This is a genomic window from Pseudomonas sp. yb_2, assembly GCF_043103905.1.
Lineage (GTDB): Bacteria > Pseudomonadota > Gammaproteobacteria > Pseudomonadales > Pseudomonadaceae > Aquipseudomonas > Aquipseudomonas alloputida.
In genome coordinates this window covers 59,213-84,860 of the sequence record NZ_JBICKH010000025.1, presented here as the reverse complement: position 1 = coordinate 84,860, position 25,648 = coordinate 59,213, and the positions used below count along the sequence as shown (strand labels likewise).

Here is a 25,648-nt window from a genome sequence, read left to right as displayed (position 1 = left end):
GTGGCGTGTTGATGTCGGTCAAGCCCTTGACCTTAGCTGCCTATTCAGCGCAATGCGACAATCACCGCCCATTGCTCGGGCGTTACCGGCATGACCGACAGGCGGCTGCCTTTTTGCACCAGCGGCAACTCGACCAGACCGGCCTGCTGTTTCAGTCGCCCCAGTTCCAGCACCCTTGGAAAGGTTTGTACGTGGGCCACATCCACCGCGCTCCACGGGTTCTTGTCGGTCGTGGCCTTGGCATCGTGATAATGGCTTTCAGGGTCCAGCGCGGTCGGGTCGGGGTAGGCCGCGCGGGTGATTCTGGCAATGCCGGCTATGCCGGGTTGCGGGCAGCTGGAGTGGTAGAAGAAGAATTCGTCACCCACGCTCATGGCCCGCAGAAAATTACGCGCCTGATAGTTGCGCACGCCGTCCCAGCGCGCTTCACCCAAGCGTGCAAGGGCCTCGATGGAGAGATCGTCGGGCTCGGATTTCATCAGCCAGTAAGCCATGAATGCTGCTCCTGAAAAGGTTTGAAATAACCTGTTGCACGAAACCGACAGCCGGTTGGCGTCAAGGTTTGCGTGCGGACGCATGTTGTCGGAAAATGCGCCCCGTTTAAAGCGCGTGCGCCGGCGGTACCCAGAATATCGCCGAGTACTGAACAGTTTGCCTGGGGGGCAATCTTCGATGAATCAACGTAAAAAGCCGGATCTGCTGTGGATCCTGGTGTTCATTTTCGGCCTGGGTGTGGTCACTACCGGTTATGCGCAAGGCTTCTGGGAGCGCAAGCTGGACAACGCCTATCAGATGCCGGTCGACGCCAGCCAGCCACAACGTTGATACCCCCCCGCTGGCGCCGCTCAACGTGGCGCCAGGTACCAGCCACGGTCCGAGACCGTGCCCTGCAGCGGAACATCCCAACTGGCCTGCGCCAGCCGCTCGACCTTCTGGCATTCATGCGCCAGCCCCAGCAGCAAGGGTTTTTTCCAGGTTTGCCGACGCGCCTGGTAGGCCAGGCTGCGATCATAGAAGCCACCGCCCATACCCAGGCGGCCGCCCACTTCGTCAAACCCGACCAGCGGTAGCAGAATCAGATCCAGCGCCCAGATCGGCCGCTGGCGTTTGCGATCGATAATCGGCTCTGGAATACGGAAGCGGTTGGGCTTGAGCTTCTCACCCTGCTCAAAACGCTGGAACACCATGCGCGTGCGCGGCCAGGCGTGCAGCACCGGCAGGTAGGTGCACTTGCCGCGACGCTGGGCTTCGCGCATCAGCAGGCGAGGGTCGATTTCGCCGTCGTTGGGCAGGTACAGGGCGATGTGGCGGGCGCGGCGGAACAAGGGGTGTTGCGCCAGTTGGCGGTACAGGCCGAGGGTGGCCTGGCGTTGCTGGGCAGGGGTAAGGGCGCGGCGGGCATTGCGAAGCAGGCGACGAAGCTGGGGGCGGGTGAGCGGCACGTTTTCGGTCATGGCACGGGCAATCCCAGATGTGCTGGCTTGGTACGAACAGTGCCTGCGCGGTGGATCGTCGTACAAAGCTTGAATAAAGTCGGCCAAAACGAATTGCCCGCCTTGGGGGCGGGCAAGAAAATTCAGGCTCCCCGATAAGACCGCTATCGGTGTAGCCCTTGAACCCGAAAGTTCAAGGTGGAGATTGCAGGGGGCGTTAAGGCTTTCCGTCGGGCGGACATGCACACCGGCCCCAGCGTGCAACCCCCGTGGTTGTGCGTATCGGCTCAGGGACATAACCGACTGGCGCATCCCCCAGGGAGTGGCGCCAGTATACCAATCTCAGCCGATTTTGGTATCCGTGTCGTCGGACAAAGCCTTATCCACCCGATCCAGCAGGTCGCGCACCTGTTCGCGGTTCGTGCCGGTGACCGGCGCATCGTTGCGGTCTTCCTGGCGGTGCAGCATTTCGTGGGTAATGTTCAACGCCGCCATGACCGCGATGCGGTCTGCACCGATCACCTTGCCGCTGCTGCGAATCTCGCGCATCTTGCCGTCCAGGTAGCGCGCAGCGCTGACCAGGTTGTTGCGCTCTTCCGGCGGGCAGATGATCGAGTATTCCTTGTCGAGGATCTGCACGGTGACGCTATTGCTTGAACTCATGAGTCTTGCTCCAGAGCCTTGAGGCGTAAAATCATCGACTCGACTTTGCGCTTGGCGATCTCGTTCTTTTCGATGAGGTGGGCGCGCTCTTCGCGCCAGGATTTTTCCTGAGCTACTAGGAGTGCATTTTGCCGTTTTAGTTGCTCGACGCGTTCGATCAGCAACTCGAATCGGCTCATCAGTGCCTGCAGGTCGTTCTCTTGCGTGGGTTGCACTCGATTCGCTCCGTCGTTGACTCACCTGGCGATGATGCCTCTCCCTGGGCGGCAACGGCCAGTGCCGATGGTCTTGGCGCGCCTGCCGGTGCTAGGATACAAGGTCTTCATTCTAGACATTGCGCCGTCTGGCGCCTAGCTGCCCATGCCCAATACTCAATCGCCCTACAACGCTTTCGCCATGCTGCTCTCGAGCAATGGCCATCCTGTCACCCCGGCCGAACTGCACGGCCTGCTGATTGGCCGCAGCTGCGCCGGCGCCGGCTTCGATGCCGATGCCTGGTTGGCCGATGCCGCCCAACTGCTGGAAATCGAGCCTGGTGACAGTGTCCGCAATGCCTTGGTCGGCTTGCAGGAAATGGTCAAGGGCGAGCTGACCAGCGACGACATGGCGATCGTCCTGCTGCTGCCTACCGATGATGCTGCACTGAGCGACCGCGCCACCGCGCTGGGCCAGTGGTGCCAAGGCTTCGTGACCGGTTTCGGCCTGAACGCTGGCGGGAAGGACTTGTCCGACGAGGCCAAGGAAGTGCTGCAGGACCTGGTGGCCATTTCGCAGGTCCAGGAAGCGCTCGAAGAGTCCGAAGACGGCGAGAGCGACTACATGGAAGTCATGGAATACCTGCGCGTGGCGCCCCTGCTGCTGTTCTCCGAACTGGCCAAGCCGGCCGCACCCGCGCCCAAGCCCTCGCTGCACTGATCAACCAAGGGTAGTCTGCCCATGAGCCACATTCCCAAGGCCGAGTATGCCCGTCGGCGCAAGGCGCTGATGGCGCAGATGGTCCCCAACAGCATCGCCATTCTGCCCGCCGCTGCGGTTGCCATCCGCAACCGCGACGTCGAGCACGTGTACCGCCAGGACAGCGATTTCCAGTACCTCAGCGGCTTCCCGGAGCCCGAGGCGGTGATTGCGTTGATTCCAGGGCGCGAGCATGGCGAGTACGTGCTGTTCTGCCGTGAACGCAACCCTGAGCGCGAGCTGTGGGACGGCCTGCGGGCCGGCCAGGAAGGGGCGGTGCGTGATTTCGGCGCCGACGATGCCTTCCCCATCACGGATATCGACGAGATCCTGCCTGGCCTGATCGAAGGCCGCGAGCGTGTCTACAGCGCCATGGGCAGCAACCCGGAGTTCGACCGCCGGCTGATGGACTGGATCAACGTGATCCGCTCCAAGGCACGCCTGGGCGCCCAGCCACCGAACGAGTTCGTTGCGCTGGATCATCTGCTGCACGATATGCGCCTGTATAAATCGGCGGCGGAAGTAAAGGTGATGCGTGCTGCCGCGGACATTTCTGCGCGGGCCCATGTGCGGGCCATGCAGGCCTGCCGCGCCGGGCTGCACGAGTACAGCCTGGAAGCCGAGCTGGACTACGAATTCCGCAAGGGTGGGGCGAAGATGCCGGCCTACGGCTCGATCGTTGCGGCCGGGCGCAATGGCTGCATCCTGCACTATCAACAGAACGACGCGCCGCTCAAGGATGGCGACCTGGTGCTGATCGACGCTGGCTGCGAAATCGACTGCTATGCCAGCGACATCACCCGCACCTTCCCGGTCAGTGGGCGGTTTTCGCCCGAGCAGAAGGCCATCTACGAGCTGGTGCTAAAGGCACAGGCGGCGGCGTTTGCCGAAATAGCCCCCGGCAAGCACTGGAACCACGCCCATGAGGCGACCGTGCGGGTCATCACCGCGGGCCTGGTGGAGCTGGGCTTGCTCGAAGGTGATGTGCAGGCGCTGATCGAAAGCGAAGCCTATCGCGCCTTCTACATGCACCGCGCCGGGCACTGGCTGGGCATGGATGTGCACGACGTGGGCGAGTACAAGGTGGGCGGCGAGTGGCGGGTACTGGAACCCGGCATGGCGCTGACCGTGGAGCCGGGTATCTACATTGGCGCCGACAATCAGGCCGTGGCCAAAAAGTGGCGCGGCATTGGGGTAAGGATCGAGGACGACGTGGTAGTGACCAGGCAAGGTTGTGAAATCCTGACTTCGGGCGTGCCGCGTACGGTCGCCGAGATCGAGGCGCTGATGCAGGCTGCCCGCAAGGCCGTGGCATGAGCCGGGTAAACCTGGCGATCATCGGCGGTGGCCTGGTTGGCGCAAGCCTGGCGTTGGCCCTGCAGGCCGGCGCCAGGGCGCGCGGCTGGAAGATCCTGCTGATCGAGCCGTTCGCCCCCGGTGACAGCTACCAGCCCAGCTATGATGCGCGCTCTTCGGCATTGTCATTCGGCACCCAGCAGATTTATCAGCAACTGGGCCTGTGGCAGGCCATCGGCCGCCGCGCCGAGCCTATTCGCCAGATTCACGTGTCCGACCGTGGTCGTTTTGGCGCCACCCGCCTGGATGCCCTGGAAGAGGGCGTGCCGGCGCTGGGTTACGTGGTGGAAAACGCCTGGCTCGGCCAGTGCCTGTGGCAAGGGTTGGACAGCGAGGTGGTGAGCTGGCGCTGCCCGGCCGAAGTGACCTCGATGCAGGCCATCGAACGCGGTTACCGCCTGCGGCTGAACGACGACACCCAGCTGGAATGTGACCTGGCGGTACTGGCCGATGGTGGCCGCTCTGGCCTGCGCGAGCAGTTGGGTATCCATGTACGCCACACGCCTTACCAGCAGAGCGCGTTGATCGCCAACATTACCCCGGGTGAGGCCCACGGCGGCCAGGCTTTCGAGCGCTTCACCGAAGAGGGCCCCATGGCCTTGCTGCCGTTGCCGGAAAACCGCTGCGCACTGGTGTGGACCCGTCAGGGCATGGATGCGCGGCGCCTGGCCGACATCGACGAGCGTAGCTTCCTGCGCGAACTGCAGGGCGTGTTCGGCTACCGCCTGGGCGCGCTGCGCCAAGTTGGCGCACGGCACCTCTACCCGCTGTCCTTGATCGAGGCCCAGGAGCAGGTGCGGCCGCACCTGGTGGTGCTGGGCAACGCAGCACACAGCCTGCACCCCATCGCGGGCCAGGGTTTCAATCTGTCGTTGCGTGATGTGCAGGCCCTGGCCGAAGCGCTGCTGGCGGGCCCACAGCAGCCTGGCGACCTGACCACGCTGCAGGCCTATCACCAGCGCCAGCGCCTGGACCAGGCTATGACCATCGGCTTCTCCGACCAGGTCACCCGCCTGTTCGGCAGCAATCAGCCGTTGCTGACGGCCGGGCGCAACCTTGGCCTGCTCGGGCTCGACCTGTTGCCACCGGCAAAAAGCTGGTTCGCCCGCCAGGCGATGGGCCTGGGCACCCGCCCTGATCCGCGGGGCCAGGCATGAGCAACCCGCGTAAACTGGCGCGCCGGGCGCGCATGCTGCGCTGGATGCTGAACCTCTACCCACCGTACCTGGGTGCCGGTATCCGTGTGCAGCACATCAGCCCGGACCTGCGTAGCGTCAAGGTGGCGATGAAACTGACTCGCTGGAACCGCAATTACGTCGGTACCCAGTTCGGTGGCAGCCTGTATGCCATGGTCGACCCGTTCTACATGCTGCTGCTGATCGAGCAGCTGGGGCGCGACTACATCGTCTGGGACAAGGCCGCCAGCATCGATTTCATCTCGCCGGGCAAAGGCCCGGTTTATGCCGAATTCCACGTCGATGATGCGCTGCTGGACGAAATCCGCCAGCAGGCCGCCACCGGCAAGAAATGCCTGCCGCGTTTGCAGGTCGATATCCGCGATGGCGCCGGCGAGTTGGTGGCGCGGGTCGATAAAACCCTATACGTGCGGCTCAAGCCGCAAGCGAGGCAGGCGTAAGGCATGGAAATGCGCGCAGATCTGTTGATTGTCGGTGCCGGTATGGTGGGCAGCGCCCTGGCCTTGGCGTTGCGCCACAGTGGCCTGCAAATTTTGTTGCTCGATGGTGGCCCGCTGACGGTCGTACCCTTCGATGCCCAGGCCCCGTTCGAGCCGCGTGTCAGCGCGCTATCGGCGGCCAGCCAGCGCATCCTCGAGCGCCTTGGCGCCTGGGACGGCATTGCCCAGCGGCGCGCCACGCCGTATTCCGACATGCATGTGTGGGATGGCAGCGGCACCGGGCAGATTCACTTCTCGGCGGCCAGTGTGCATGCCCAGGTGCTCGGCCATATCGTCGAGAACCGGGTGGTGCAGGACGGCCTGCTGGAGCGCCTGCACGACAGCGACATCGGCCTGCTGGCCAATGCGAGGCTGGAGCAATTGCGTCGCTCGGGCGATGAGTGGCTGCTGACCCTGGCGGATGGCCGGCAACTGCGGGCACCGTTGGTGATCGCTGCCGACGGTGCCAATTCGGCGGTGCGGCGTCTGGCCGGCTGCGAAACCCGCGAGTGGGATTACCTGCACCATGCCATTGTCACCAGCGTGCGTTGCAGCGCCGGGCACCAGGCCACGGCCTGGCAGCGCTTCACTGACGAAGGTCCGCTGGCGTTCCTGCCGTTGACCCGCGATGGCCAGCAGGACTGGTGCTCGATCGTCTGGTCGACCACCCCGGAGCATGCCGAGCAGTTGATGGCGATGGATGAAGCGGCCTTCCTGCAGGCCCTGGAGCGGGCCTTCGAAGGGCGTCTGGGCGAGGTGCTTCAGGCCGACCCACGGGTGTGCGTGCCGCTGCGCCAGCGACACGCCAAGCGCTACGTGGATGAAGGCCTGGTCTTGATCGGTGATGCTGCACACACCATTCACCCACTGGCCGGGCAGGGTGTGAACCTCGGCTTCCTCGACGCGGCGGTGCTGGCTGAGGTGCTGGTCAATGCTTGCGAGCGCGGTGAGAGGCTGGCCGATGTGAAGGTGCTGAGCCGTTACGAGCGCCGGCGTATGCCACACAACCTGGCGTTGATGGCGGCGATGGAGGGCTTCGAGAGGTTGTTCCAGGCCGATCCGCTGCCGTTGCGCTGGTTGCGCAACAGCGGGTTGAAGCTGGTGGAGCAGATGCCGGAGGCCAAGGCGCTGTTTGTGCGCCAGGCGTTGGGTTTGAGTGGTGACCTGCCAGATCTGGCCAAGGCTTGAGCGTGGCGGGGCTGCGTAGCAGTCCTTTGCAACATCCGGTAACGCCTAGGTAGGTGAGCCAGAAAATGGGATTCACTACCATTCGCACCTCTCATACGATCGAGGAGTGCTTAAAATGTTGCCACGCAAGCCCCTACTGGCCGCCTTGGCCCTGACCCTGTTCGGCGGCACTGCCCAGGCAGCGGACGAAGTGGTGGTGTACTCCTCGCGCATCGACGAGCTGATCAAGCCGGTGTTCGATGCCTATACCGCCAAGACCGGGGTCAAGATCAAGTTCATCACCGACAAGGAAGCCCCGCTGATGCAGCGCATCAAGGCCGAGGGCGATAACGGCGTGGCCGACCTGCTGCTGACCGTCGATGCAGGCAACCTGTGGCAGGCCGAGCAGATGGGCATTCTGCAGCCGATCGAGTCCGACGTCATCGACCAGAACATCCCGGCGCAGTACCGCGCCTCGTCCCATGACTGGACCGGCCTGAGCCTGCGCGCCCGCACCATCATCTACTCCACCGAGCGGGTCAAACCCGAGGAGTTGAGCACCTACGAAGCCCTGGCTGACAAACAGTGGGAAGGCCGTCTGTGCCTGCGCACGGCCAAGAAGGTGTACAACCAGTCGCTGACCGCCACCCTGATCGAAACCCACGGTGAGGCCAAGACCGAGCAAATCGTCAAAGGGTGGGTCAACAACCTGTCCACCGATGTGTTCTCCGACGACAACGCGGTGATCCAGGCCATCGAGGCCGGGCAATGTGATGTGGGCGTGGTCAACACCTACTACTACGGCCGTCTGCACAAGCAGAACCCGAACCTGCCGGTGAAGATCTTCTGGCCCAACCAGGGTGACCGTGGCGTGCACGTGAACCTGTCGGGCATCGGCCTGACCAAGCATGCGCCACACCCGGAAGCCGCGAAGAAACTGGTGGAATGGATGACCGGCGAAGAAGCGCAAAAGCTGTTTGCTGATATCAACCAGGAGTTCCCGGCCAACCCGAAGGTGAAACCATCGGAGGAAGTGGCGGCGTGGGGCAGCTTCAAGGCCGACAGCATTCCGGTGGAAATTGCCGGCAAGCGCCAGGCTGAAGCCATTCGCCTGATGGATCGGGCTGGCTACAACTAAGCGCCAGGCTTTATCCTCTTTGGGCCCGTTAGGGCCCTTTCGCGGGTAAACCCGCTCCTACAGGATCTGCACTGCCTTGCGCGGTCCCCGTAGGAGCGGGTTTACCCGCGAACGACCGCGCAGCGGTCGCCATCGCACTCGAGATTTCAGCCTTGCCCCACACCCCCCAACGCCGCTGGTACCTCCCGGTCTCCCTGATCGCCGCCTTGGTGCTGCTGCCCCTGAGCGTGCTGCTGTTGTCCTGGCAATCCATCGACCTGCAGATCTGGTCTCATCTGCTCGACACCCAGATGGGGCGCCTGCTTGGCAATACCCTGACCCTGGTGGTGGGCGTGGGCATTGGTGTCACCGTGCTGGGCGTCAGCCTGGCCTGGCTTACCAGCCTCTGCGACTTCCCCGGTCGGCGCTGGCTGGACTGGGCGCTGATGTTACCGTTCGCCATCCCGGCCTACGTGCTGGCGTTCGTCTTCGTCGGCCTGCTGGACTTTGCCGGCCCGGTGCAAAGCGCCCTGCGCGAGGTGTTCGGGCCAATGCGCCTGCCTCGGGTGCGTTCCACCGGTGGGGTAATCACCGTCCTGGTGCTGGTCTTCTATCCCTATGTCTACTTGTTGGCGCGCACGGCTTTCCTGGCTCAGGGCAAGGGCCTGATGGAGGCGGCGCGGGTACTTGGGTTATCGCCCCTGCAGGCGTTCTGGCGGGTGGCCTTACCCATGGCTCGGCCGGCGATCGGTGCCGGTATCGCCCTGGCGCTGATGGAAACCCTGGCCGACTTCGGTGCAGTGGCCGTATTCAACTTCGACACCTTCACCACGGCCATCTACAAGACCTGGTACGGCTTTTTCAGCTTGTCCAGTGCGGCCCAGTTGGCCAGCCTGCTGCTGCTGGCGGTGATGCTGGTGCTGTACGGCGAGCGCCGCGCCCGCGGTGCCAGCCGGAGCGGCAACGAACGGCCGCGCGCGCAGGCGCTGTATCACCTGCGCGGCCTCAAGGCGCTGTTGGCCAGTGGCTGGTGCCTGCTGGTGTTCGCCTGCGCTTTCGTCATCCCGCTGCTGCAGTTGCTGGTGTGGTTCTGGCAACGCGGTCGGCATGACCTGGATGAGCGTTATATCGGCCTGGTGCTGCACACCCTGTACCTGGGCAGCATGGCGGCGCTGGTCACGGTATGCGTGGCGCTGCTGCTGGCCTTTGCCCGGCGCCAGGCACCGACGGGCGGTATCCGCGCCGGGGTTGGCCTGGCCAATCTGGGGTATGCCCTGCCCGGTTCGGTGTTGGCGGTATCGATCATGCTGGCCTTCAGTTACCTCGACAACCACCTGGTCATCCCGTTGTCCAGTTGGCTGGGCGGCGCCGGCAAGCCGCTGCTGCTAGGTAGCCTCTCGGCGTTGCTGCTGGCCTACCTGGTGCGCTTCATCGCGGTGGCCTACGGGCCGCTGGAGAGCAGCCTGGAGCGCATCCGCCCTTCACTCCCTGAAGCCTCGCGCAGCCTGGGTGTTGGCGGCGCAAGATTGTTTTTCAAGGTGTATCTGCCGCTGCTGGTGCCGGGGGCGCTTGGCGCCGCGCTGCTGGTGTTCGTCGATGTGCTCAAGGAAATGCCCGCCACGTTGCTGATGCGGCCGTTCGGCTGGGATACCCTCGCCGTGCGGGTGTTCGAGATGACCAGCGAGGGCGAGTGGGCGCGCGCCTCGCTGCCGGCACTGACCTTGGTATTGGTGGGCCTGCTGCCGGTCATCGGCCTGATTCGCCGTTCGGCCCGTCGACCCGGTCACAGTCACTGAGGATGTCAGTTTGCGACCTTGCGGCTACAATGCGCGGCATTCGCGCGGCGGGTGTGAGTAACAAGAAAAGCTGACGACCCAACGTCATCGACCGCCGCCGCTTCGCCACGCCCGGAAGGAGAAACCCATGGGACAGCGCACGCTTTTGTATGACCTGCACCTGGCGCTAGGCGCCAAGACGGTCGATTTCGGTGGCTGGGACATGCCCCTGCACTATGGCTCGCAGGTCGAGGAGCACCATCAGGTGCGCAGCGATTGCGGCGTCTTCGATGTTTCTCATATGACCGTGATCGATGTCGACGGCACTGATGCCACAGTTTGGCTGCAGCGCCTGCTGGCCAACGACGTGGCCCGCCTCGACGACCCCGGCAAGGCGCTGTATAGCCCGCTGCTGAACGAACAGGGCGGGGTGATCGATGATCTGATTGTCTACCGCACTGAAACCGGCTATCGCCTGGTCACCAATGCCGCCACCCGTGCCAAGGTGCTCGATTGGCTGCAATTGCAACGCGCCGGTTTTTCCGTGGACTTCCAGGTCCGCCCTGATCTGGCCATCCTTGCCATCCAGGGGCCGCGTGCCCGCGAAAAGGTGGCGGCCCTGCTCAGCCCCGCGCGCGCTGCACTCATCCGCGAACTGCGCCCGTTCGAGGGCGTTGCCGACGGCGACTGGTTCATTGCCCGCACCGGGTATACCGGTGAGGACGGCCTGGAGATCATCTTCCCGGGCGATCAGGCGGTGGCCTTCTTCAACGACCTGGTCGGCGCCGGTATCGCCCCAAGCGGCCTGGGCGCCCGCGATACCCTGCGCCTGGAAGCCGGCATGAACCTGTACGGCCAGGACATCGACGAAAACCACACCCCGCTCACCTCCAACCTGGGCTGGAGCATCGCCTGGGAACCGGCCGAGCGCAACTTCATCGGCCGTGTCGGCCTGCTTGCGGAAATCGAGCACGGCGTGCAGGAAAAGCTGGTGGGTCTGGTGCTGGAAGAGCGCGGTGTACTGCGCGCCCATCAGGTCGTGCGTGTAGCCGGCATTGGCGAAGGGGAGATCACCAGTGGTAGTTTCTCGCCTACGCTGAGCAAGTCCATTGCGTTGGCGCGTGTGCCTATGGCTACCGGGGATCGGGCCGAGGTGGAAATTCGCGGCAAGTGGTACCCGGTGCGGGTGGTCAAACCGACCTTCGTGCGCCACGGCAAGATTCTGATCTGAACAATTTATAACCGGCGGGCGTACCGCTGAGCCAATCGAGGAATTCAAGACATGAGCAATATCCCCGCCGAACTGCGTTTTGCCGAAAGCCATGAGTGGGCTCGCCTGGAAGCCGACGGCAGTGTGACCGTGGGTATCAGCGATCACGCCCAGCAAGCCTTGGGTGATGTGGTATTCGTCGAGCTGGCTGAAGTCGGCAAAGTGTTTGGCGCTGGCGACGCTGCGGGTGTGGTCGAGTCGGTCAAGGCCGCTTCGGACATCTATGCCCCGGTCGGTGGCGAAGTGATTGCGGTCAACGAAGAGCTGGCCGATAGCCCGGAACTGCTGAACGAAGAGCCTTACGGTTCGTGGATCTTCAAATTGAAGCCAAGCAACCCGGCCGAGCTGGACAAGTTGCTGGATGCGGCTGGCTACCAGGCGCTGATTGGCGAGTAAGACCGCGTTGCTTGCTTCGCGGCTAAAGCCGCTCCTACACAGGTACAGCACTGCATTCGAGACGGGTGCAGCCCCTGTAGGAGCGGCTTTAGCCGCGAAGAGGCCGGGCCTGCAAACAAGTTTCCCCGCACAATCGGCAATCCCTTCCTAGACTTGTAAGTTTCCATGAGGCCTGGTCTAGGAAGAGAGCGTCGTCATGTCCCAGTCGCCATCCCTGCATCAACTGCAAGAGCTCAACCCGTTTCTGCGTCGCCACCTGGGCCCCGATGCCACAGAGCAGCAGGCCATGCTCAACGCGCTGGGTATCGCCAGCCGCAACGAGCTGATCGAGCAGACCGTTCCGCCAGACATCCGCCTCAATCGCCCCCTCGACCTCCCAGCGGCACTGGACGAGCAAGCCGCCCTGGCCAAGCTCGCCGGTTACGCCGAACAGAACCAGGTCTGGACCAGCCTCATCGGCATGGGCTACCACGGCACCATCACCCCCACGGTCATCCTGCGCAACGTGCTGGAAAACCCTGGCTGGTACACCGCCTACACGCCCTACCAACCCGAAATTGCCCAAGGCCGGCTGGAGGCGCTGCTGAACTTCCAGCAAATGGTCATCGACCTCACCGGCCTGCCTCTGGCCAATGCCTCGCTGCTCGATGAAGCCACCGCTGCCGCCGAAGCCATGGCCCTGGCCAAGCGGGTGGCACGCAACAAGAGCAACGCCTTCTTTGCCGACGAGCACTGCCATCCGCAGACCCTATCGGTACTCAAGACCCGCGCCGAAGGCTTCGGCTTCGAGCTGATCGTCGATTCTGTGGATAACCTTGCCAAGCACTCGGTGTTCGGCGCCTTGCTGCAGTACCCGGACACCCACGGCGAAGTGCGCGATTTGCGCCCGCTGATCGACCAGTTGCACAGCCAGCAGGCCCTGGCCTGCGTAGCCGCTGACCTGCTGAGCCTGGTGGTGCTGGCACCGCCCGGAGAGCTCGGCGCCGATGTGGTGCTGGGCTCGACCCAGCGCTTTGGTGTGCCGATGGGCTACGGCGGGCCTCACGCGGCCTATTTCGCCTGTCGCGACGACTACAAGCGAGCCATGCCGGGGCGCATCATCGGCGTATCGCGCGATGCCCGTGGCAACACCGCATTACGGATGGCCCTGCAAACCCGCGAGCAGCATATTCGCCGCGAAAAGGCCAACTCCAACATCTGCACGGCCCAGGTGCTGTTGGCCAACATTGCCGGCTTCTACGCGGTGTACCACGGCCCGGAAGGCCTGCAACGCATCGCGCAGCGTGTGCACCGGTTGACCTTCATCCTGGCAGCCGGCCTTGAGGCCAAAGGCATCAAACGCCTCAATCAGCACTTCTTCGACACCCTTACCCTGAATGTTGGCGGTGCCCAGGCGGCCATCATTGAAAGCGCCGAGGCCGCGCACATCAATTTGCGCATTCTCGGTCGCGGGCACCTGGGGGTGAGCCTGGACGAAACCTGCACCGAACAGACGGTGCTGCGCCTGCTCGACATCTTCCTGGGGGTGGATCATGGCCTGGAAATCACCGCCCTCGATCAGCTGGCCCTGCCTGAAGGCATCCCCGCCAGCCTGGTGCGACGCACGCCATTCCTCGCCCATCCGGTGTTCAACCTGCATCACAGCGAAACAGAGATGCTGCGCTACCTCAAGCAGCTAGAGAACAAGGACCTGGCGCTGAACCAGTCGATGATACCGTTGGGCTCGTGCACCATGAAGCTCAACGCCACCAGTGAGATGATCCCCATCACCTGGCCCGGTTTTGCCCAGCTGCACCCGTTCGCCCCGGCGGCCCAGGCAGCGGGCTACAAGGCGATGATCGACGAACTGGAAAGCTGGCTGTGCGCGATCACCGGCTTCGATGCGATCTGCATGCAGCCCAACTCCGGTGCTCAGGGTGAATACGCCGGCCTGATGGCCATTACCCGCTATCACTGCAGCCGCCACCAGCCGATGCGCACGTTGTGCCTGATCCCGTCGTCGGCCCACGGCACCAACCCGGCGTCGGCACAGATGGCCGGCATGGAAGTGGTGATCGTCGATTGCGACAACGATGGCAACGTCGACCTGGCTGACCTCAAAGCCAAGGCGCATGCGGCCGGGGAGCGTCTGTCGTGCCTGATGATCACCTACCCATCGACCCACGGCGTGTACGAAGAGGGGATACGCGAAATCTGCGATGTGGTGCACCAGTACGGCGGCCAGGTTTACATGGACGGTGCCAACCTCAACGCCCAGGTGGGCCTGGCGCGCCCCGCAGACATTGGGGCCGACGTTTCACACATGAACCTGCACAAGACGTTCTGCATTCCCCACGGCGGCGGCGGCCCGGGTATGGGGCCGATCGGTATCCGCGCGCACCTCAAGCCGTTCGTCGCCAGCCATCCGGTGGTGCCGGTGCCTGGGTTGGACCCGAACAACAGCGCGGTCAGCGCCGCGCCCTGGGGCAGCGCAAGCATCTTGCCGATCAGCTGGATGTACATCGCCATGATGGGCCCGCAGCTGGCCGACGCCAGCGAGGTGGCTATCCTTTCGGCCAACTACCTGGCCAGCCAGTTGGGCGCGGCGTTCCCGGTGCTCTACCGCGGGCGCAACCAGCGCGTGGCGCATGAATGCATCCTCGACCTGCGGCCGTTGAAAGCGCTGACAGGCATCAGCGAAGAGGACGTGGCCAAGCGCCTGATGGACTATGGCTTCCACGCACCGACCATGTCGTTCCCGGTGCCGGGCACGTTGATGGTGGAGCCGACCGAGAGTGAATCGAAGGCCGAGCTGGATCGGTTCGTCGAGGCGATGCTGGCAATTCGGGCGGAAATTGACGAAGTACAGCAGGGCAACTGGCCAGCGGAGAACAACCCGCTGAAACATGCACCGCATACCTTGGCTGATGTCTTGGGGGTATGGGACAGACCGTATAGCCTGGAGCAGGCGGTGGCCCCCAGTGCTCACGTGCGCCAGCACAAATACTGGCCGGCGGTGAACCGGGTAGACAACGTGTATGGGGACAGGAACCTGTTCTGTGCGTGTGTGCCGGTGGAGGCTTATCGCTGAGGTTGGTGTTGGATGCTTCGCGGGTGCCTGTAGGAGCGGGTTCACCCGCGAAGCAGGCGACGCAGTTACTCGGCTACCGCATTCTTGGCCAGGATGGCATTGGCCAACTCCATGTCGGAAGCCTGCATCCCTGGGTTCTCTGCCCGTGCCTCGCGCATGGCCGCTTCCAGGAACGGCCCGCGGATCGCGCCTTCGCTGGCGACGAAGCTGCTGGCGTCATCCTGCGCGGCCACTACCAGCTTGTGATCCCGCGAGGTCAGGTAGCTCGACGCCGTGGTAGCACCGGAAGTCATCACGTTACGCCAGAAGGTATCGGCCATGGCCGAGCCAAGAGGCAGCGAAAGCAAGGTAGCGGCGGCAATGGCGGTTTTGAGACGCATGTTGAAACACCTCGAAGGGTGATGGTTGAAGATGCGCGCTTGGATCTTTTCGGGCAAGGCAAGTTCCTTGAATACAAAGGACTTTTCGTCAGTTGCAGACGCGCAGCACTTCCTCGGCACGGGTCTGCCCAGCGGCCACCTTGGCCTCGCCGCAACGGCGCAGGTCAACCAGGCCATCGGCCAGCGCCTGGCGCCGCAAACAGGTCAGGTCGGCATCAGGGCCGATCAATGCGCGCAAGGTGTCGCTGGGCTCGAGCAGTTCGAATAATCCCGTGCGCCCCTGAAAACCGGTGCCGCGGCAGGCTCGGCAGGTGGCTGATGAACCTGTCTGGCAGTCGGTGCAGACGGTTCGCACCAGGCGCTGGGCCATCACCCCGATAAGCGTCGCCTTGATCAGGTAGTCGGCCACACCCAGCTCTTGCAAACGGGTGATTGCTGCGCAGGCGTCGTTGGTATGCAGGGTCGATAGCACCAGGTGCCCGGTCAGCGCTGCCTGCACCGCCACCAGAGCGGTTTCGCGGTCGCGGATTTCGCCGATCATGATGATGTCGGGGTCTTGGCGCAGCATGGCCCTGACCGCGTTGGCAAACCCCAGGTCCAGCGCGGGCTGCACCTGCAACTGGTTGAAGGCTGGCTCCAGGCGCTCGATCGGGTCTTCGATGGTGCACAGGTTGACCTGTGGTGTGGCCAGCAGTTTGAGGCTGGTGTACAGCGTGCTGGTCTTGCCGGAGCCGGTGGGGCCGGTGACCAGGATGATGCCTTGGCGCTGACGAAGCAGGCGCTGCCATTGGGCCAGTTGCTGGCCGTGCAGGCCAAGGCGGTCGAAGCCCTCTTGCAACTGGTGCGGGTCGAACAGGCGCAACACCAGTTTCTCGCCAAATGGGGTGGGCAGGGTCGAAAGCCGCAGCTCCACTTCGCCACCACCGGGTAGGCGGCTTTGCAGCCGGCCGTCCTGCGGCCGGCGCTTCTCTGCAACGTCCATGCGGCCCAGGTGTTTCAGGCGGCTGACGAGGGCCAGGGTGACCCCGGCGGGGAAGGCGTAGACGGTGTGCAGCAGGCCATCGATACGGTAGCGCAGCTGGCCCTGTTCGCGGCGTGGTTCCAGGTGGATATCGCTGGCGCGTTGCTCGATGGCGTACTGCAACAGCCAGTCGACGATATGCACGATATGCGCGTCGTCTGCGCTGGCCTCGGTCTGGCGTTTGCCCAGCTCAAGCAATTGCTCAAGTTCCCCCAGGCTCGCCGACTGCTGGTATTGCGCGCCTTTTACCGACTGGGCCAGGCGGTGGAACGACTGCGCTGACTGACGGATCTGCTGCGGGCTGGCCAGTACGCGACGGATCGACCGGCCGAGGCTGCGGGCCAGGTCGGCCTGCCAGTCATCCTGGAAAGGCTGGGCGCTGGCGACGGTGACGCTGGAGGCATCGGCCGCGACGATGAGGATGCCGTGGCGCTGGGCGAAGGCTGGGGAGATCAGGCTGGTGACCTGGGGCAGGTCGAGTTGCATGGGGTCGATGCGCAGGTAGGGTTGGCCGACCTTGTCGGCCAGCCACTGGCAAAGGTGCTCCAAGTCCAGGGGCTGGCCGGGGTGCTGGCGGCTTTCCAGGCTGCAGGCGGCGATGTGCTCCAGCGGGTGGCTAGCGGGGTGGGCAGCGGCGTGTTCGAGTACTTGCAGGGTATCGCTGGCGTGCAGGTGCTGGTCAGCGAGCAGGGCCTGGAGCACGCGCTTGAGGTCGAGTGCGGGGTTGTCGGGGGTGTGCATGGTTGGCGTCCGTGCCTGATCGGGTAGTGCTGATCAAGGCTAGCCGGGCGGCGAAAAGCGATCGGAGCTGAAGGGTTTCGGGATTTTGCTGCGTCGGTGCCGGACGCTCAGACCACTGCCAACGCCACTCGCTGCAAGTTGGTCAGGCTCACCTCACCCACACACACCAGGTTACGCAGTTTCTGTGCAATGACCTCGGCCCGGTGCCAGCTCAACCCGCCAATGCCGATTTCGATATCCAGCCAGTCATCCTGCTGGCTGACCTGCACGCTATGCGGGGTCAGGAACTGCAAGGCGAACAGGTTGAGCACCCGGCACAGGCTATCGGGCTCGGCCTCGGCCTGCAGGCGATAGTGCACGGTGCTGTGGGCGTTGTTGGCGGCCCAGGCGTCGGTACGGGGCTGTGCGTTCATACTGGTCTCCGCAAATGAGGGAGAAATTCTTGCACGTTGCTGGCGGTATTTTTTCGCTATGATTGGGTGATTTCGCTCACTTGGCGAATTTTTTTATTCAAGAAAATATGGTGTGGAGAATAAATAATGCACAGCGAGCTGGACGCCTACGACCGTCGCATCCTCGAGCTGCTGCAGGAGGACGCTTCGCTGTCCAGTGCACAGATCGCAGAGCGCGTCGGGCTGTCGCAATCGCCGTGCTGGCGGCGCATTCAGCGCTTGAAGGAAGAGGGGGTGATTCGTGGGCAGGTGACCTTGCTGGACCGCAAGAAGGTCGGCCTGAACACGCAGATTTTCGCCGAAGTGAAACTGAACGCCCATGGGCGCTCCAACTTTACCGAGTTCACCGAGGCGATCCGCGGGTTCCCTGAGGTGCTGGAGTGTTATGTGCTGATGGGGGCCGTGGACTTTCTGCTGCGAATCGTCACGTCGGACATCGAGGCCTACGAGCGGTTCTTCTTCGAAAAACTGTCGAACGTGCCGGGGATTCAGGAGGTGAACTCGATTGTGGCGCTTTCCGAGATCAAGTCCACCACTAGCCTGCCGCTACCGCGGTGAGGCCATTCGCGGGTAAACCCGCGCCTACACCGGCCTCACGCCTGGCGCGAACCTTTGTAGGAGCGGGTTTACCCGCGAAGCAGGCGACGCGGTATCACGCCTTGAGCAGGTGCTTCCAGCCGCGGCTCTGGTCCACCGCCCGAGCCTGTTCGATACGCGCTTCCAGCACTTCATCGCTGATGGGCTGCTCGGCCAGCTCGTGCAGCTTTTTCAGGTCGCCGTACAAGCGGTCCATTTGCGGCGCTTCCAGCACCTGGCGGGCGTGGTGCAGCCAGGCCAGAAGTTGCTCGATACGTGGCAGCTGCTCGGCCAGGTCTTCCGGGCGCTGGGTGTACAGCGGCAGCTTCAGCGCGCGGCCTTCCTCGCCCAGCAGGTGCCCCAGCCAGCTGGCCAGTTGCGCCTTGCCCTGGCGTTCGCCGCGGCCCTTGCGCTCTGCGGTCCAGGTCCGGGCCATCAGCCAGCGTGAGGTTTCCAGCGAGAACTGGCCCCAGCGTACGTCTTCCAGCTCTTCGGCAAACTGCTCGGGCGCGGCGCGACGGATGTCTTCGTCATCGTTGCCGGCCTGCACCAGCGGGCGCCAGTCCTCAAGCAAGGCATCAAGGCTGGCGCGCAGGTCGCGGGTGGTGGCGCGCGGTGCTGCCTGGCCCAGGCTGGCGGTGAGCGCGCGCAGCTCGCTCAGGCACTCGACCCAGTCCTGGAGCAGGCGCCAGTGGCCGTTGTGGCGGTACTGCTCGGCCAGGCGCTGGCTGCTGCCCAGCAGCTGCCAGGCGAGGGCGGCATAGGCGTCGTCCAGGGCCATTTCGGCGTCCAGCGCGGTGTGCGGCAGGTCCAGCTCGTAGCTGTCCGGTTCCAGCAGGCGGTAACCGCGCTCAGCCTTGCTGATGTCGCACGGCATCAGTGGCAGGCTGGCGGCCAGTTCTGCAGCCAGTTCCAGCAGTGCTTGCGGTTCACCTTCACGCAGCTCCAGCTCCAGCTCGCAGATCTCTTCCTTGCGCTTGCCGGCGATCACGAAGCCTTGGTCCAGTGCAGCCTCGATCACCACCTTGCTCTTGCCACGGCCCCAGGCGATTTCAGCGTATTCACGGCTGAAGTCGGTGGTGAACAGCGGCTTGATGGTTTTCTTGTCCAGGTTGGCCAGTTGCTCGGGCCAGCAGGTGGCGTCCAGCTTCTTCAGGTCGAGCTTGACCTTGTCCAGGTTCCATTCGTACTCGTTGCGCTCTGACAGGCCAGCCACGCTCTGGCCGCGGCACTTGAGGGTTTGGATGACAGCGTCGCCATCGCGGCGCAGGCGCAGGGCGACACGGGCGGCGGACAGCTCACGCTCGGGGGTGTCGAAGTACTGGTTGAGCAGTTCACGGGTCTGCCAGCCGGACTTGTTGCGCTTTTTCAGCAGAGGGTGCTCGCGCAGGGCGGCAAGGGTCTCGCGGCTGGCGCGGAGCTTCAGTTCGGTTTCTTTGTGCATCACAGACTCGAAAGAGGGGGCGTGGTTGGCAGAGAGTCTACAGCAGTCAGCCCTCAACGGTTTATTCCAGACAGCGGATAGTCCTATGATGGGCAACGTTTCCGAGGAGTACGCGCATGCCGTTGCCGACGCTGAAAGACCAGTTTGCCGCCTTGATCGCCGCGCCTTCGGTCAGCTGTACCCAACCTGCGCTGGACCAGTCCAACCGCCAGGTTATCGACCTGCTGGCCGGTTGGCTGGGCGACCTGGGTTTCAAGTGCGATATCCAGCAGGTCAGCCCCGGCAAGTTCAACCTGCTGGCCAGCCGTGGCACCGGCCCGGGAGGGCTGGTGCTGGCCGGGCACAGCGATACCGTGCCCTATGACGAACAGCTGTGGGCCAGCGACCCGCTGAAGCTGACCGAGACCGATGGCCGTTGGGTCGGCCTGGGCAGCTGCGACATGAAGGGCTTCTTCGCCCTGGTCATCGAAGCGGTCATCCCGCTGCTGGAGCACGACTTCAAGGAGCCGCTGCTGATCCTTGCCACCTGCGACGAAGAAAGCTCCATGTCCGGCGCCCGTGCCCTGGCCGAGGCCGGCCAGCCACTGGGCCGTGCAGCGATCATCGGTGAGCCTACCGGGCTGCGGCCGATCCGCATGCACAAGGGCATCCTCATGGACCGCATCGACATCCTCGGTCGCAGCGGCCATTCGTCGGACCCAAGCCTGGGCCGCAGCGCCATGGAGGCCATGCATGCGGTCATGGGCGAGCTGATGGTCCTGCGCCAGCAGTGGCAACAAACCTATAGCAACCCGCAATTCACCGTGCCGACCCCGACCATGAACTTCGGCTGCATCCACGGCGGTGACAACCCCAACCGTATCTGCGGCCAGTGCGCCCTGGAGTTCGACCTGCGGCCGCTGCCGGGCATGGACGTGGACCAGCTGCGCGCGGCCATTCGCGAAAAGCTGGTACCCGTGGCCGAGCGCCATGAGGTGCGCATCGACTATGCGCCGCTGTTCCCGGAGGTGCCGCCGTTCGAGCAGGCAGCCGATGTCGAACTGGTACAGGTCGCGGAGCGCCTGACTGGCCATCGCGCTGAAGCGGTGGCGTTCGGCACCGAAGCACCTTATCTTCAGCAACTGGGCTGCCAGACCATCGTGCTGGGCCCTGGCGACATTGCCTGTGCCCACCAGCCCGGCGAATACCTTGAAATGTCACGAATCGAGCCTACCGTGCGTCTATTGCGTGACCTGATCCGGCACTATTGCCTGCACTAAACGTCAATCGAACTGATTCGTTCCTGCCTAGAGGAGACCGCGCGTGACCGCAAGCCTGTTCCGACGATGATCCTGAACGCCCCCTGCATCGCCGTTCTCCGTCCACTTATCCACAGGCCCTGTCATGCCCGATTACGTCAACTGGCTGCGTCATGCATCCCCCTATATCAATGCCCATCGCGACTGCACCTTCGTGGTCATGCTCCCTGGCGATGGGGTGGAACACCCTAATTTCGGCAATATCGTCCACGACCTGGTGCTGCTGCACAGCCTCGGCGTGCGGCTGGTGCTGGTGCATGGCTCGCGCCCGCAGATCGAAAGCCGGCTGGCCGATCGCGGCCTGACCCCGCACTACCACCGGGGCATGCGTATTACTGATGCGGCCACCCTGGACTGCGTGATCGATGCCGTCGGCGCCCTGCGCCTGGCCATTGAAGCGCGGCTGTCGATGGACATCGCCGCTTCGCCGATGCAGGGCTCGCGCCTGCGCGTGGCCTCCGGCAACCTGGTCACCGCGCGGCCGATCGGCGTGCTCGAAGGCGTGGACTACCACCACACTGGCGAAGTACGCCGGGTCGACCGCAAGGGCATCAGCCGCCTGCTCGACGAGCGTTCCATCGTGCTGTTGTCGCCCTTGGGCTACTCGCCTACCGGGGAAATCTTCAACCTGGCCTGCGAAGACGTGGCTACCCGCGCGGCCATCGAACTGGGCGCCGACAAGTTGCTGCTGTTCGGCGCCGAGCCGGGCCTGTTGGACGCTGACGGTAGGCTGGTGCGCGAACTGCGCCCGCAGCAGGTTGCTCCGCATCTGCAGCGTCTAGGCAGCGATTACCAGGGCGAACTGCTGGATGCTGCGGCCGAGGCTTGCAAAGGCGGTGTGGCGCGCAGCCATATCGTCAGCTATGCCGAGGACGGCGCGCTGCTCACCGAGCTGTTCACACGGGGCGGTGGCGGTACGCTGGTGTCGCAGGAGCAGTTCGAAGTGGTGCGCGAGGCGACCATCGAGGACGTCGGTGGCCTGCTGGAATTGATCAGCCCGCTGGAAGAGCAGGGCATCCTGGTGCGCCGCTCGCGCGAAGTGCTGGAGCGAGAGATCGAGCAGTTCAGCGTGGTCGAGCGCGAGGGCATGATCATCGCCTGTGCGGCGCTGTACCCGATTGCCGATTCCGAAGCAGGGGAGCTGGCTTGCCTGGCTGTGAACCCGGAGTACCGCCATGGCGGGCGTGGCGATGAGCTGCTGGAACGCATCGAAAGCCGGGCACGGCAGATGGGCTTGAGTACTTTGTTCGTGCTGACTACGCGCACTGCGCACTGGTTCCGCGAGCGCGGCTTTGCGCCGAGTGGCGTGGAGCGGCTGCCGGCGGCGCGGGCTTCGCTGTACAACTACCAGCGCAATTCGAAGATTTTCGAGAAGCCCCTGTAAGCCTGGGCCGCCCTCTTCGCGCGCACGCCCGCTCCCACAGGTAAGTCACAGGCTTCAGCCTTCGAAATTACCCTGCGGGAGCGGGCGTGCCCGCGAAGAGGGCGACACCGGTCTCAAACAAAAACGCCGCCCTTGAGGGGCGGCGTTTTCGTTTACACGGTATGCAGGTACCAGTTGTACTCGAGGTCGGAGATCGAGTGCTCGAACTCTTCCAGCTCGCTTTCCTTGCACGCGACGAAGATGTCGATGTACTTCGGATCGATGTACTTGTTCAGGATCTCGCTGTCGTCCAGCTCGCGCAGGGCATCGCGCAGGTTGTTCGGCAGGCTCTGCTCCAGCTGCTCGTACGAGTTGCCTTCGATCGGCGCGCCTGGCTCGATCTTGTTGGTCAGGCCATGGTGCACGCCAGCCAGTACGGCAGCCATCATCAGGTACGGGTTGGCGTCGGCACCGGCGACGCGGTGCTCGATGCGCACGGCATCGGCCGAGCCGGTCGGTACGCGCAGCGCTACGGTGCGGTTGTCCAGGCCCCAGCTTGGCGCGTTCGGCACGTAGAACTGCGCGCCAAAGCGGCGGTACGAGTTGACGTTCGGGCAAAGGAAGGCCATGGACGCGGGCAGGGTCTCGAGCACACCGCCGACAGCGTGACGTAGCGCGGCGTTCTGCTCGGGATCCTCGCTGGTGAAGATGTTGTTGCCATCTTTGTCCAGCACGGAAATGTGCACGTGCAGGCCGTTGCCTGCCTGGCCCGGATAGGGCTTGGCCATGAAGGTGGTGTCCATTTCATGGTCGTAGGCGATGTTCTTGATCAACCGCTTGAGCAGTACCGCGTAGTCGCAGGCCTTGAGCGGGTCGGCCACGTGGTGCAGGTTGACTTCGAACTGCGCCGGGGCGCTTTCCTTGACGATGGCGTCGGCCGGGATGCCTTGTTCTTTCGCGCCTTCGAGGATGTCCTGCAGGCAGTCGGCATATTCGTCGAGGTCGTCGATCAGGTACACCTGGGTCGACTGCGGGCGTTTGCCCGAAATTGGCGAGCGTGGTGGCTGCGGGCGGCCGTTCACGTTCTCCTGGTCGATCAGGTAGAACTCCAGCTCGAATGCGGCGCAGATAGTCAGGCCCAGTTCGTCGAACTTGGTCACCACCTGACGCAGCACTTCGCGCGGGTCGGCGAAGAACGGCTCGCCTTCCAGCTCGTGCATGGTCATCAGCAGCTGGGCGGTGGGGCGCTTTTGCCATGGCTCGTTACAGAGCGTGTCGGGGATTGGATAGCAGATGCGGTCAGCATCGCCGATGTCCAGGCCCAGCCCGGTGCTTTCGACGGTGGAACCGTTGATGTCCAGGGCAAAGAGGGAGGCCGGCAGATTGATGCCTTTCTCGTAAACCTTGTGGAGGCTGGTGCGCTCTATGCGCTTGCCACGCACCACACCATTCATATCTGCAATCAGAAGGTCAACGTAGAGAACCTCAGGATGTTCCTTAAGGAACGCGTTCGCTTCGTTAAGCTGAACGGCACGCGGGGGTACCGACATGATGCAACACCTTTGTTGTTAAAAATATCAATCAAGGGGGGCTTGCAAGACCAGTCAATCGAAAAGAGATACTGATGTCAAGCCGACCCCATGATGCCCTGAAATGGCACATCTACGGCAGATTTGCTGCATATCGGGGCAATCCATTATCCGCTATTTCCCGGGTAAAGGGCTATCTCCGGTGCGCCGTGTTTTATTTTTTACGGAGGTGTTGTGTAAAAAAATGAACAAGGCTAAGCTCGGTTTCAACCCAAAACACAATAATACGAGGGTCACATGGTCCGCTTGCCGCGACCTGAAAGCATTGCCTGCGCAGTGCCATCGGGTACCTCCGTCGTTTTTGCAAGCTTCGTCAATGGCGTGGTCGCCCTGGCCGCAATAATTGACGTTTCGCGTTCCCGGACCGGTCCTCGCAGCGGCTTGCCGCCTTTCGCTTCACCTTCCTGCCTTTTGAACTCATTACGGACACAGCTGATTTCAGTGTATCCACTGTGGCTCTGCGCGTGGGTTTTTGCTTTAGCAATCGACTCCATCCAGAATCAAGTCGCGGACCACCTTACCTCCTGAGGTATTTATGAGTAACAACCTCGACCAGCTCACCGATTGGTTGAAAGAGCACAAGATCACCGAAGTCGAATGCATGATCAGCGACCTGACCGGCATCACGCGCGGCAAGATTTCGCCAACCAACAAATTCATCGCTGAAAAAGGCATGCGGCTGCCCGAGAGCGTGCTGCTGCAGACCGTGACCGGCGACTACGTCGACGACGACATCTATTACGAACTGCTCGACCCGGCAGACATCGACATGATCTGCCGCCCTGATGAGAACGCTGTGTTCCTCGTGCCGTGGGCCATCGAGCCGACCGCACAGGTCATCCACGACACCTACGACAAGAAGGGCAACCCGGTCGAACTGTCGCCGCGCAACGTGCTGAAGAAAGTGCTCAAGCTATACGCCGACAAGGGCTGGCAGCCGATCGTCGCCCCCGAGATGGAGTTCTACCTGACCAAGCGCAGCGAAGACCCGGACTTTCCGCTGCAGCCCCCGGTAGGCCGTTCCGGTCGCCCGGAAACCGGTCGTCAGTCGTTCTCGATCGAAGCTGCCAACGAATTCGACCCGCTGTTCGAAGACGTCTACGACTGGTGCGAGCTGCAGCAGCTGGACCTCGACACGCTGATCCACGAAGACGGCACGGCGCAGATGGAAATCAACTTCCGTCACGGCGACGCCCTGCACCTGGCCGACCAGATCCTGGTGTTCAAGCGCACCATGCGCGAGGCGGCGCTCAAGCACAACGTGGCTGCCACCTTCATGGCCAAACCGATGACCGGCGAGCCGGGCAGTGCCATGCACCTGCACCAGAGTGTGGTCGACGTGGCCACCGGCAAGAACATCTTCAGCAATGAAGACGGCAGCATGAGCGCGCTGTTCCTCAACCACATCGGCGGCCTGCAGAAGTTCATCCCCGAGGCGCTGCCGCTGTTCGCGCCCAACGTCAACTCGTTCCGCCGCTTCCTGCCCGACACTTCGGCGCCGGTGAACGTGGAGTGGGGCGAAGAAAACCGCACCGTCGGCCTGCGCGTACCGGATGCCGGCCCGCAAAGCCGGCGCGTCGAGAACCGCCTGCCGGGCGCCGACGCCAACCCGTACCTGGCCATCGCCGCCAGCCTGCTGTGTGGCTACATCGGCATGGTCGAAGGTATCGAGGCCAGCGCGCCAGTGCAGGGCCGTGGCTACGAACGCCGCAACCTGCGCCTGCCCCTGACCATCGAGGACGCCTTGGAACGCATGGAAAACAGCCGTGCGCTGGTGCAGTACCTGGGCAAGAAATTCATCACCGGGTATGTCGCTACCAAGCGCGCCGAGCATGAAAACTTCAAGCGCGTCATCAGTTCGTGGGAGCGTGAGTTCCTGCTGTTCGCTGTCTGATCAACCCTGGTGCC

25 protein-coding genes and 1 other RNA gene are annotated in these 25,648 nt (G+C 63.4%); 15 read left to right on the top strand and 11 right to left on the bottom strand.

What is annotated here, in order from left to right; translation table 11 throughout:
• Positions 1-44 precede the first annotated feature (44 nt).
• Positions 45-494 carry an EVE domain-containing protein gene (locus tag ACF8FB_RS05640; RefSeq protein ID WP_392511106.1) on the bottom strand — a complete coding sequence of 150 codons (450 nt, stop codon included), beginning with the start codon at positions 492-494 and terminating at the stop codon, positions 45-47.
• A 178-nt stretch (positions 495-672) separates the two neighbouring features.
• Between ACF8FB_RS05640 and ACF8FB_RS05635 the strand changes: the two genes are divergently transcribed.
• A complete protein-coding gene (locus tag ACF8FB_RS05635; protein WP_003253683.1) occupies positions 673-825 on the top strand; it encodes a hypothetical protein in 153 nt (50 codons plus the stop codon).
• Between the two features lie 20 nt (positions 826-845).
• Here the strand turns inward: ACF8FB_RS05635 and ACF8FB_RS05630 are convergent, their stop codons facing one another.
• The 4 genes from ACF8FB_RS05630 to ACF8FB_RS05615 form a co-directional block, all read right to left on the bottom strand.
• Entirely contained in the window at positions 846-1,454 is a 609-nt protein-coding gene (locus ACF8FB_RS05630; RefSeq protein WP_104962771.1) for a 5-formyltetrahydrofolate cyclo-ligase, read from the bottom strand.
• A 124-nt stretch (positions 1,455-1,578) separates the two neighbouring features.
• A non-coding RNA gene (gene ssrS / locus ACF8FB_RS05625) (6S RNA) lies at positions 1,579-1,758 on the bottom strand.
• A 17-nt stretch (positions 1,759-1,775) separates the two neighbouring features.
• The gene (locus ACF8FB_RS05620) at positions 1,776-2,096 is read right to left on the bottom strand and encodes a cell division protein ZapA (protein ID WP_010955726.1); all 321 of its coding nucleotides are present in this window, start codon (positions 2,094-2,096) and stop codon (positions 1,776-1,778) included.
• Complete coding sequence (locus tag ACF8FB_RS05615; RefSeq protein WP_029886233.1) at positions 2,093-2,275, bottom strand: TIGR02449 family protein; 183 nt, start codon at positions 2,273-2,275, stop codon at positions 2,093-2,095. The genes ACF8FB_RS05620 and ACF8FB_RS05615 overlap by 4 nt, the downstream gene beginning before the upstream one ends.
• Before the next feature lie 181 nt (positions 2,276-2,456).
• Between ACF8FB_RS05615 and ACF8FB_RS05610 the strand changes: the two genes are divergently transcribed.
• The 10 genes from ACF8FB_RS05610 to gcvP all read left to right on the top strand — a co-directional run bounded on the left by ACF8FB_RS05610 (position 2,457) and on the right by gcvP (position 14,876).
• The gene (locus tag ACF8FB_RS05610) at positions 2,457-3,011 is read left to right on the top strand and encodes a YecA family protein (protein WP_010955725.1); all 555 of its coding nucleotides are present in this window, start codon (positions 2,457-2,459) and stop codon (positions 3,009-3,011) included.
• 21 nt (positions 3,012-3,032) lie between these two features.
• Positions 3,033-4,367, top strand: a complete 1,335-nt coding sequence (gene pepP, locus ACF8FB_RS05605; protein WP_274143906.1) for a Xaa-Pro aminopeptidase — start codon at positions 3,033-3,035, stop codon at positions 4,365-4,367.
• Positions 4,364-5,563, top strand: coding sequence for a 2-octaprenyl-6-methoxyphenyl hydroxylase (gene ubiH, locus ACF8FB_RS05600; protein WP_010955723.1), 1,200 nt, complete (start codon positions 4,364-4,366; stop codon positions 5,561-5,563). The genes pepP and ubiH overlap by 4 nt, the downstream gene beginning before the upstream one ends.
• Positions 5,560-6,042: a DUF4442 domain-containing protein gene (locus ACF8FB_RS05595; RefSeq protein WP_010955722.1), complete on the top strand. Its 483-nt coding sequence runs from the start codon at positions 5,560-5,562 to the stop codon at positions 6,040-6,042. Before ubiH ends, ACF8FB_RS05595 begins: the two co-directional genes overlap by 4 nt.
• 9 nt (positions 6,043-6,051) lie before the next feature.
• Positions 6,052-7,269 carry a 2-octaprenyl-3-methyl-6-methoxy-1,4-benzoquinol hydroxylase gene (locus ACF8FB_RS05590; protein ID WP_164721831.1) on the top strand — a complete coding sequence of 406 codons (1,218 nt, stop codon included), beginning with the start codon at positions 6,052-6,054 and terminating at the stop codon, positions 7,267-7,269.
• A gap of 115 nt (positions 7,270-7,384) precedes the next feature.
• On the top strand, positions 7,385-8,386 hold the full coding sequence (locus ACF8FB_RS05585; RefSeq protein WP_004575832.1) for an extracellular solute-binding protein: 1,002 nt from the start codon (positions 7,385-7,387) through the stop codon (positions 8,384-8,386).
• A gap of 152 nt (positions 8,387-8,538) precedes the next feature.
• The gene (locus ACF8FB_RS05580; RefSeq protein ID WP_274143909.1) at positions 8,539-10,161 is read left to right on the top strand and encodes an iron ABC transporter permease; all 1,623 of its coding nucleotides are present in this window, start codon (positions 8,539-8,541) and stop codon (positions 10,159-10,161) included.
• Positions 10,162-10,288: 127 nt separating this feature from the next.
• The gene (gene gcvT / locus ACF8FB_RS05575) at positions 10,289-11,371 is read left to right on the top strand and encodes a glycine cleavage system aminomethyltransferase GcvT (protein ID WP_010955719.1); all 1,083 of its coding nucleotides are present in this window, start codon (positions 10,289-10,291) and stop codon (positions 11,369-11,371) included.
• A gap of 51 nt (positions 11,372-11,422) precedes the next feature.
• The gene (gene gcvH / locus ACF8FB_RS05570; protein WP_020191591.1) at positions 11,423-11,806 is read left to right on the top strand and encodes a glycine cleavage system protein GcvH; all 384 of its coding nucleotides are present in this window, start codon (positions 11,423-11,425) and stop codon (positions 11,804-11,806) included.
• 196 nt (positions 11,807-12,002) lie between these two features.
• On the top strand, positions 12,003-14,876 hold the full coding sequence (gcvP, locus tag ACF8FB_RS05565) for an aminomethyl-transferring glycine dehydrogenase (RefSeq protein ID WP_010955717.1): 2,874 nt from the start codon (positions 12,003-12,005) through the stop codon (positions 14,874-14,876).
• 65 nt (positions 14,877-14,941) lie between these two features.
• Here gcvP and ACF8FB_RS05560 read toward each other — a convergent pair whose 3' ends face one another.
• The 3 genes from ACF8FB_RS05560 to ACF8FB_RS05550 all read right to left on the bottom strand — a co-directional run bounded on the left by ACF8FB_RS05560 (position 14,942) and on the right by ACF8FB_RS05550 (position 17,431).
• Positions 14,942-15,256 carry a DUF2388 domain-containing protein gene (locus tag ACF8FB_RS05560; protein ID WP_003253711.1) on the bottom strand — a complete coding sequence of 105 codons (315 nt, stop codon included), beginning with the start codon at positions 15,254-15,256 and terminating at the stop codon, positions 14,942-14,944.
• 88 nt (positions 15,257-15,344) lie between these two features.
• Positions 15,345-17,018, bottom strand: a complete 1,674-nt coding sequence (locus ACF8FB_RS05555; protein ID WP_392511105.1) for a GspE/PulE family protein — start codon at positions 17,016-17,018, stop codon at positions 15,345-15,347.
• Positions 17,019-17,125: 107 nt separating this feature from the next.
• Entirely contained in the window at positions 17,126-17,431 is a 306-nt protein-coding gene (locus ACF8FB_RS05550) for a hypothetical protein (RefSeq protein WP_010955715.1), read from the bottom strand.
• A gap of 126 nt (positions 17,432-17,557) precedes the next feature.
• Between ACF8FB_RS05550 and ACF8FB_RS05545 the strand changes: the two genes are divergently transcribed.
• On the top strand, positions 17,558-18,028 hold the full coding sequence (locus ACF8FB_RS05545) for an Lrp/AsnC family transcriptional regulator (protein ID WP_010955714.1): 471 nt from the start codon (positions 17,558-17,560) through the stop codon (positions 18,026-18,028).
• Positions 18,029-18,122: 94 nt separating this feature from the next.
• Here ACF8FB_RS05545 and ACF8FB_RS05540 read toward each other — a convergent pair whose 3' ends face one another.
• The gene (locus ACF8FB_RS05540) at positions 18,123-19,490 is read right to left on the bottom strand and encodes an inorganic triphosphatase (protein WP_010955713.1); all 1,368 of its coding nucleotides are present in this window, start codon (positions 19,488-19,490) and stop codon (positions 18,123-18,125) included.
• A gap of 116 nt (positions 19,491-19,606) precedes the next feature.
• Here ACF8FB_RS05540 and argE point away from each other — a divergent pair, with 116 nt between their 5' ends.
• Positions 19,607-20,749: an acetylornithine deacetylase gene (gene argE, locus ACF8FB_RS05535; protein WP_350298452.1), complete on the top strand. Its 1,143-nt coding sequence runs from the start codon at positions 19,607-19,609 to the stop codon at positions 20,747-20,749.
• A gap of 124 nt (positions 20,750-20,873) precedes the next feature.
• Positions 20,874-22,172, top strand: a complete 1,299-nt coding sequence (argA, locus tag ACF8FB_RS05530; protein WP_003253723.1) for an amino-acid N-acetyltransferase — start codon at positions 20,874-20,876, stop codon at positions 22,170-22,172.
• A 152-nt stretch (positions 22,173-22,324) separates the two neighbouring features.
• On the opposite strand, the gene ACF8FB_RS05525 is transcribed toward argA, so the two are convergent.
• Both ACF8FB_RS05525 and ACF8FB_RS05520 read right to left on the bottom strand, forming a co-directional pair.
• On the bottom strand, positions 22,325-23,701 hold the full coding sequence (locus tag ACF8FB_RS05525; RefSeq protein WP_010955711.1) for a glutamine synthetase family protein: 1,377 nt from the start codon (positions 23,699-23,701) through the stop codon (positions 22,325-22,327).
• A 272-nt stretch (positions 23,702-23,973) separates the two neighbouring features.
• Positions 23,974-24,234, bottom strand: coding sequence for a hypothetical protein (locus ACF8FB_RS05520; protein WP_350298453.1), 261 nt, complete (start codon positions 24,232-24,234; stop codon positions 23,974-23,976).
• Positions 24,235-24,275: 41 nt separating this feature from the next.
• Between ACF8FB_RS05520 and ACF8FB_RS05515 the strand changes: the two genes are divergently transcribed.
• On the top strand, positions 24,276-25,634 hold the full coding sequence (locus tag ACF8FB_RS05515) for a glutamine synthetase family protein (protein ID WP_010955710.1): 1,359 nt from the start codon (positions 24,276-24,278) through the stop codon (positions 25,632-25,634).
• Positions 25,635-25,648: the final 14 nt, after the last annotated feature.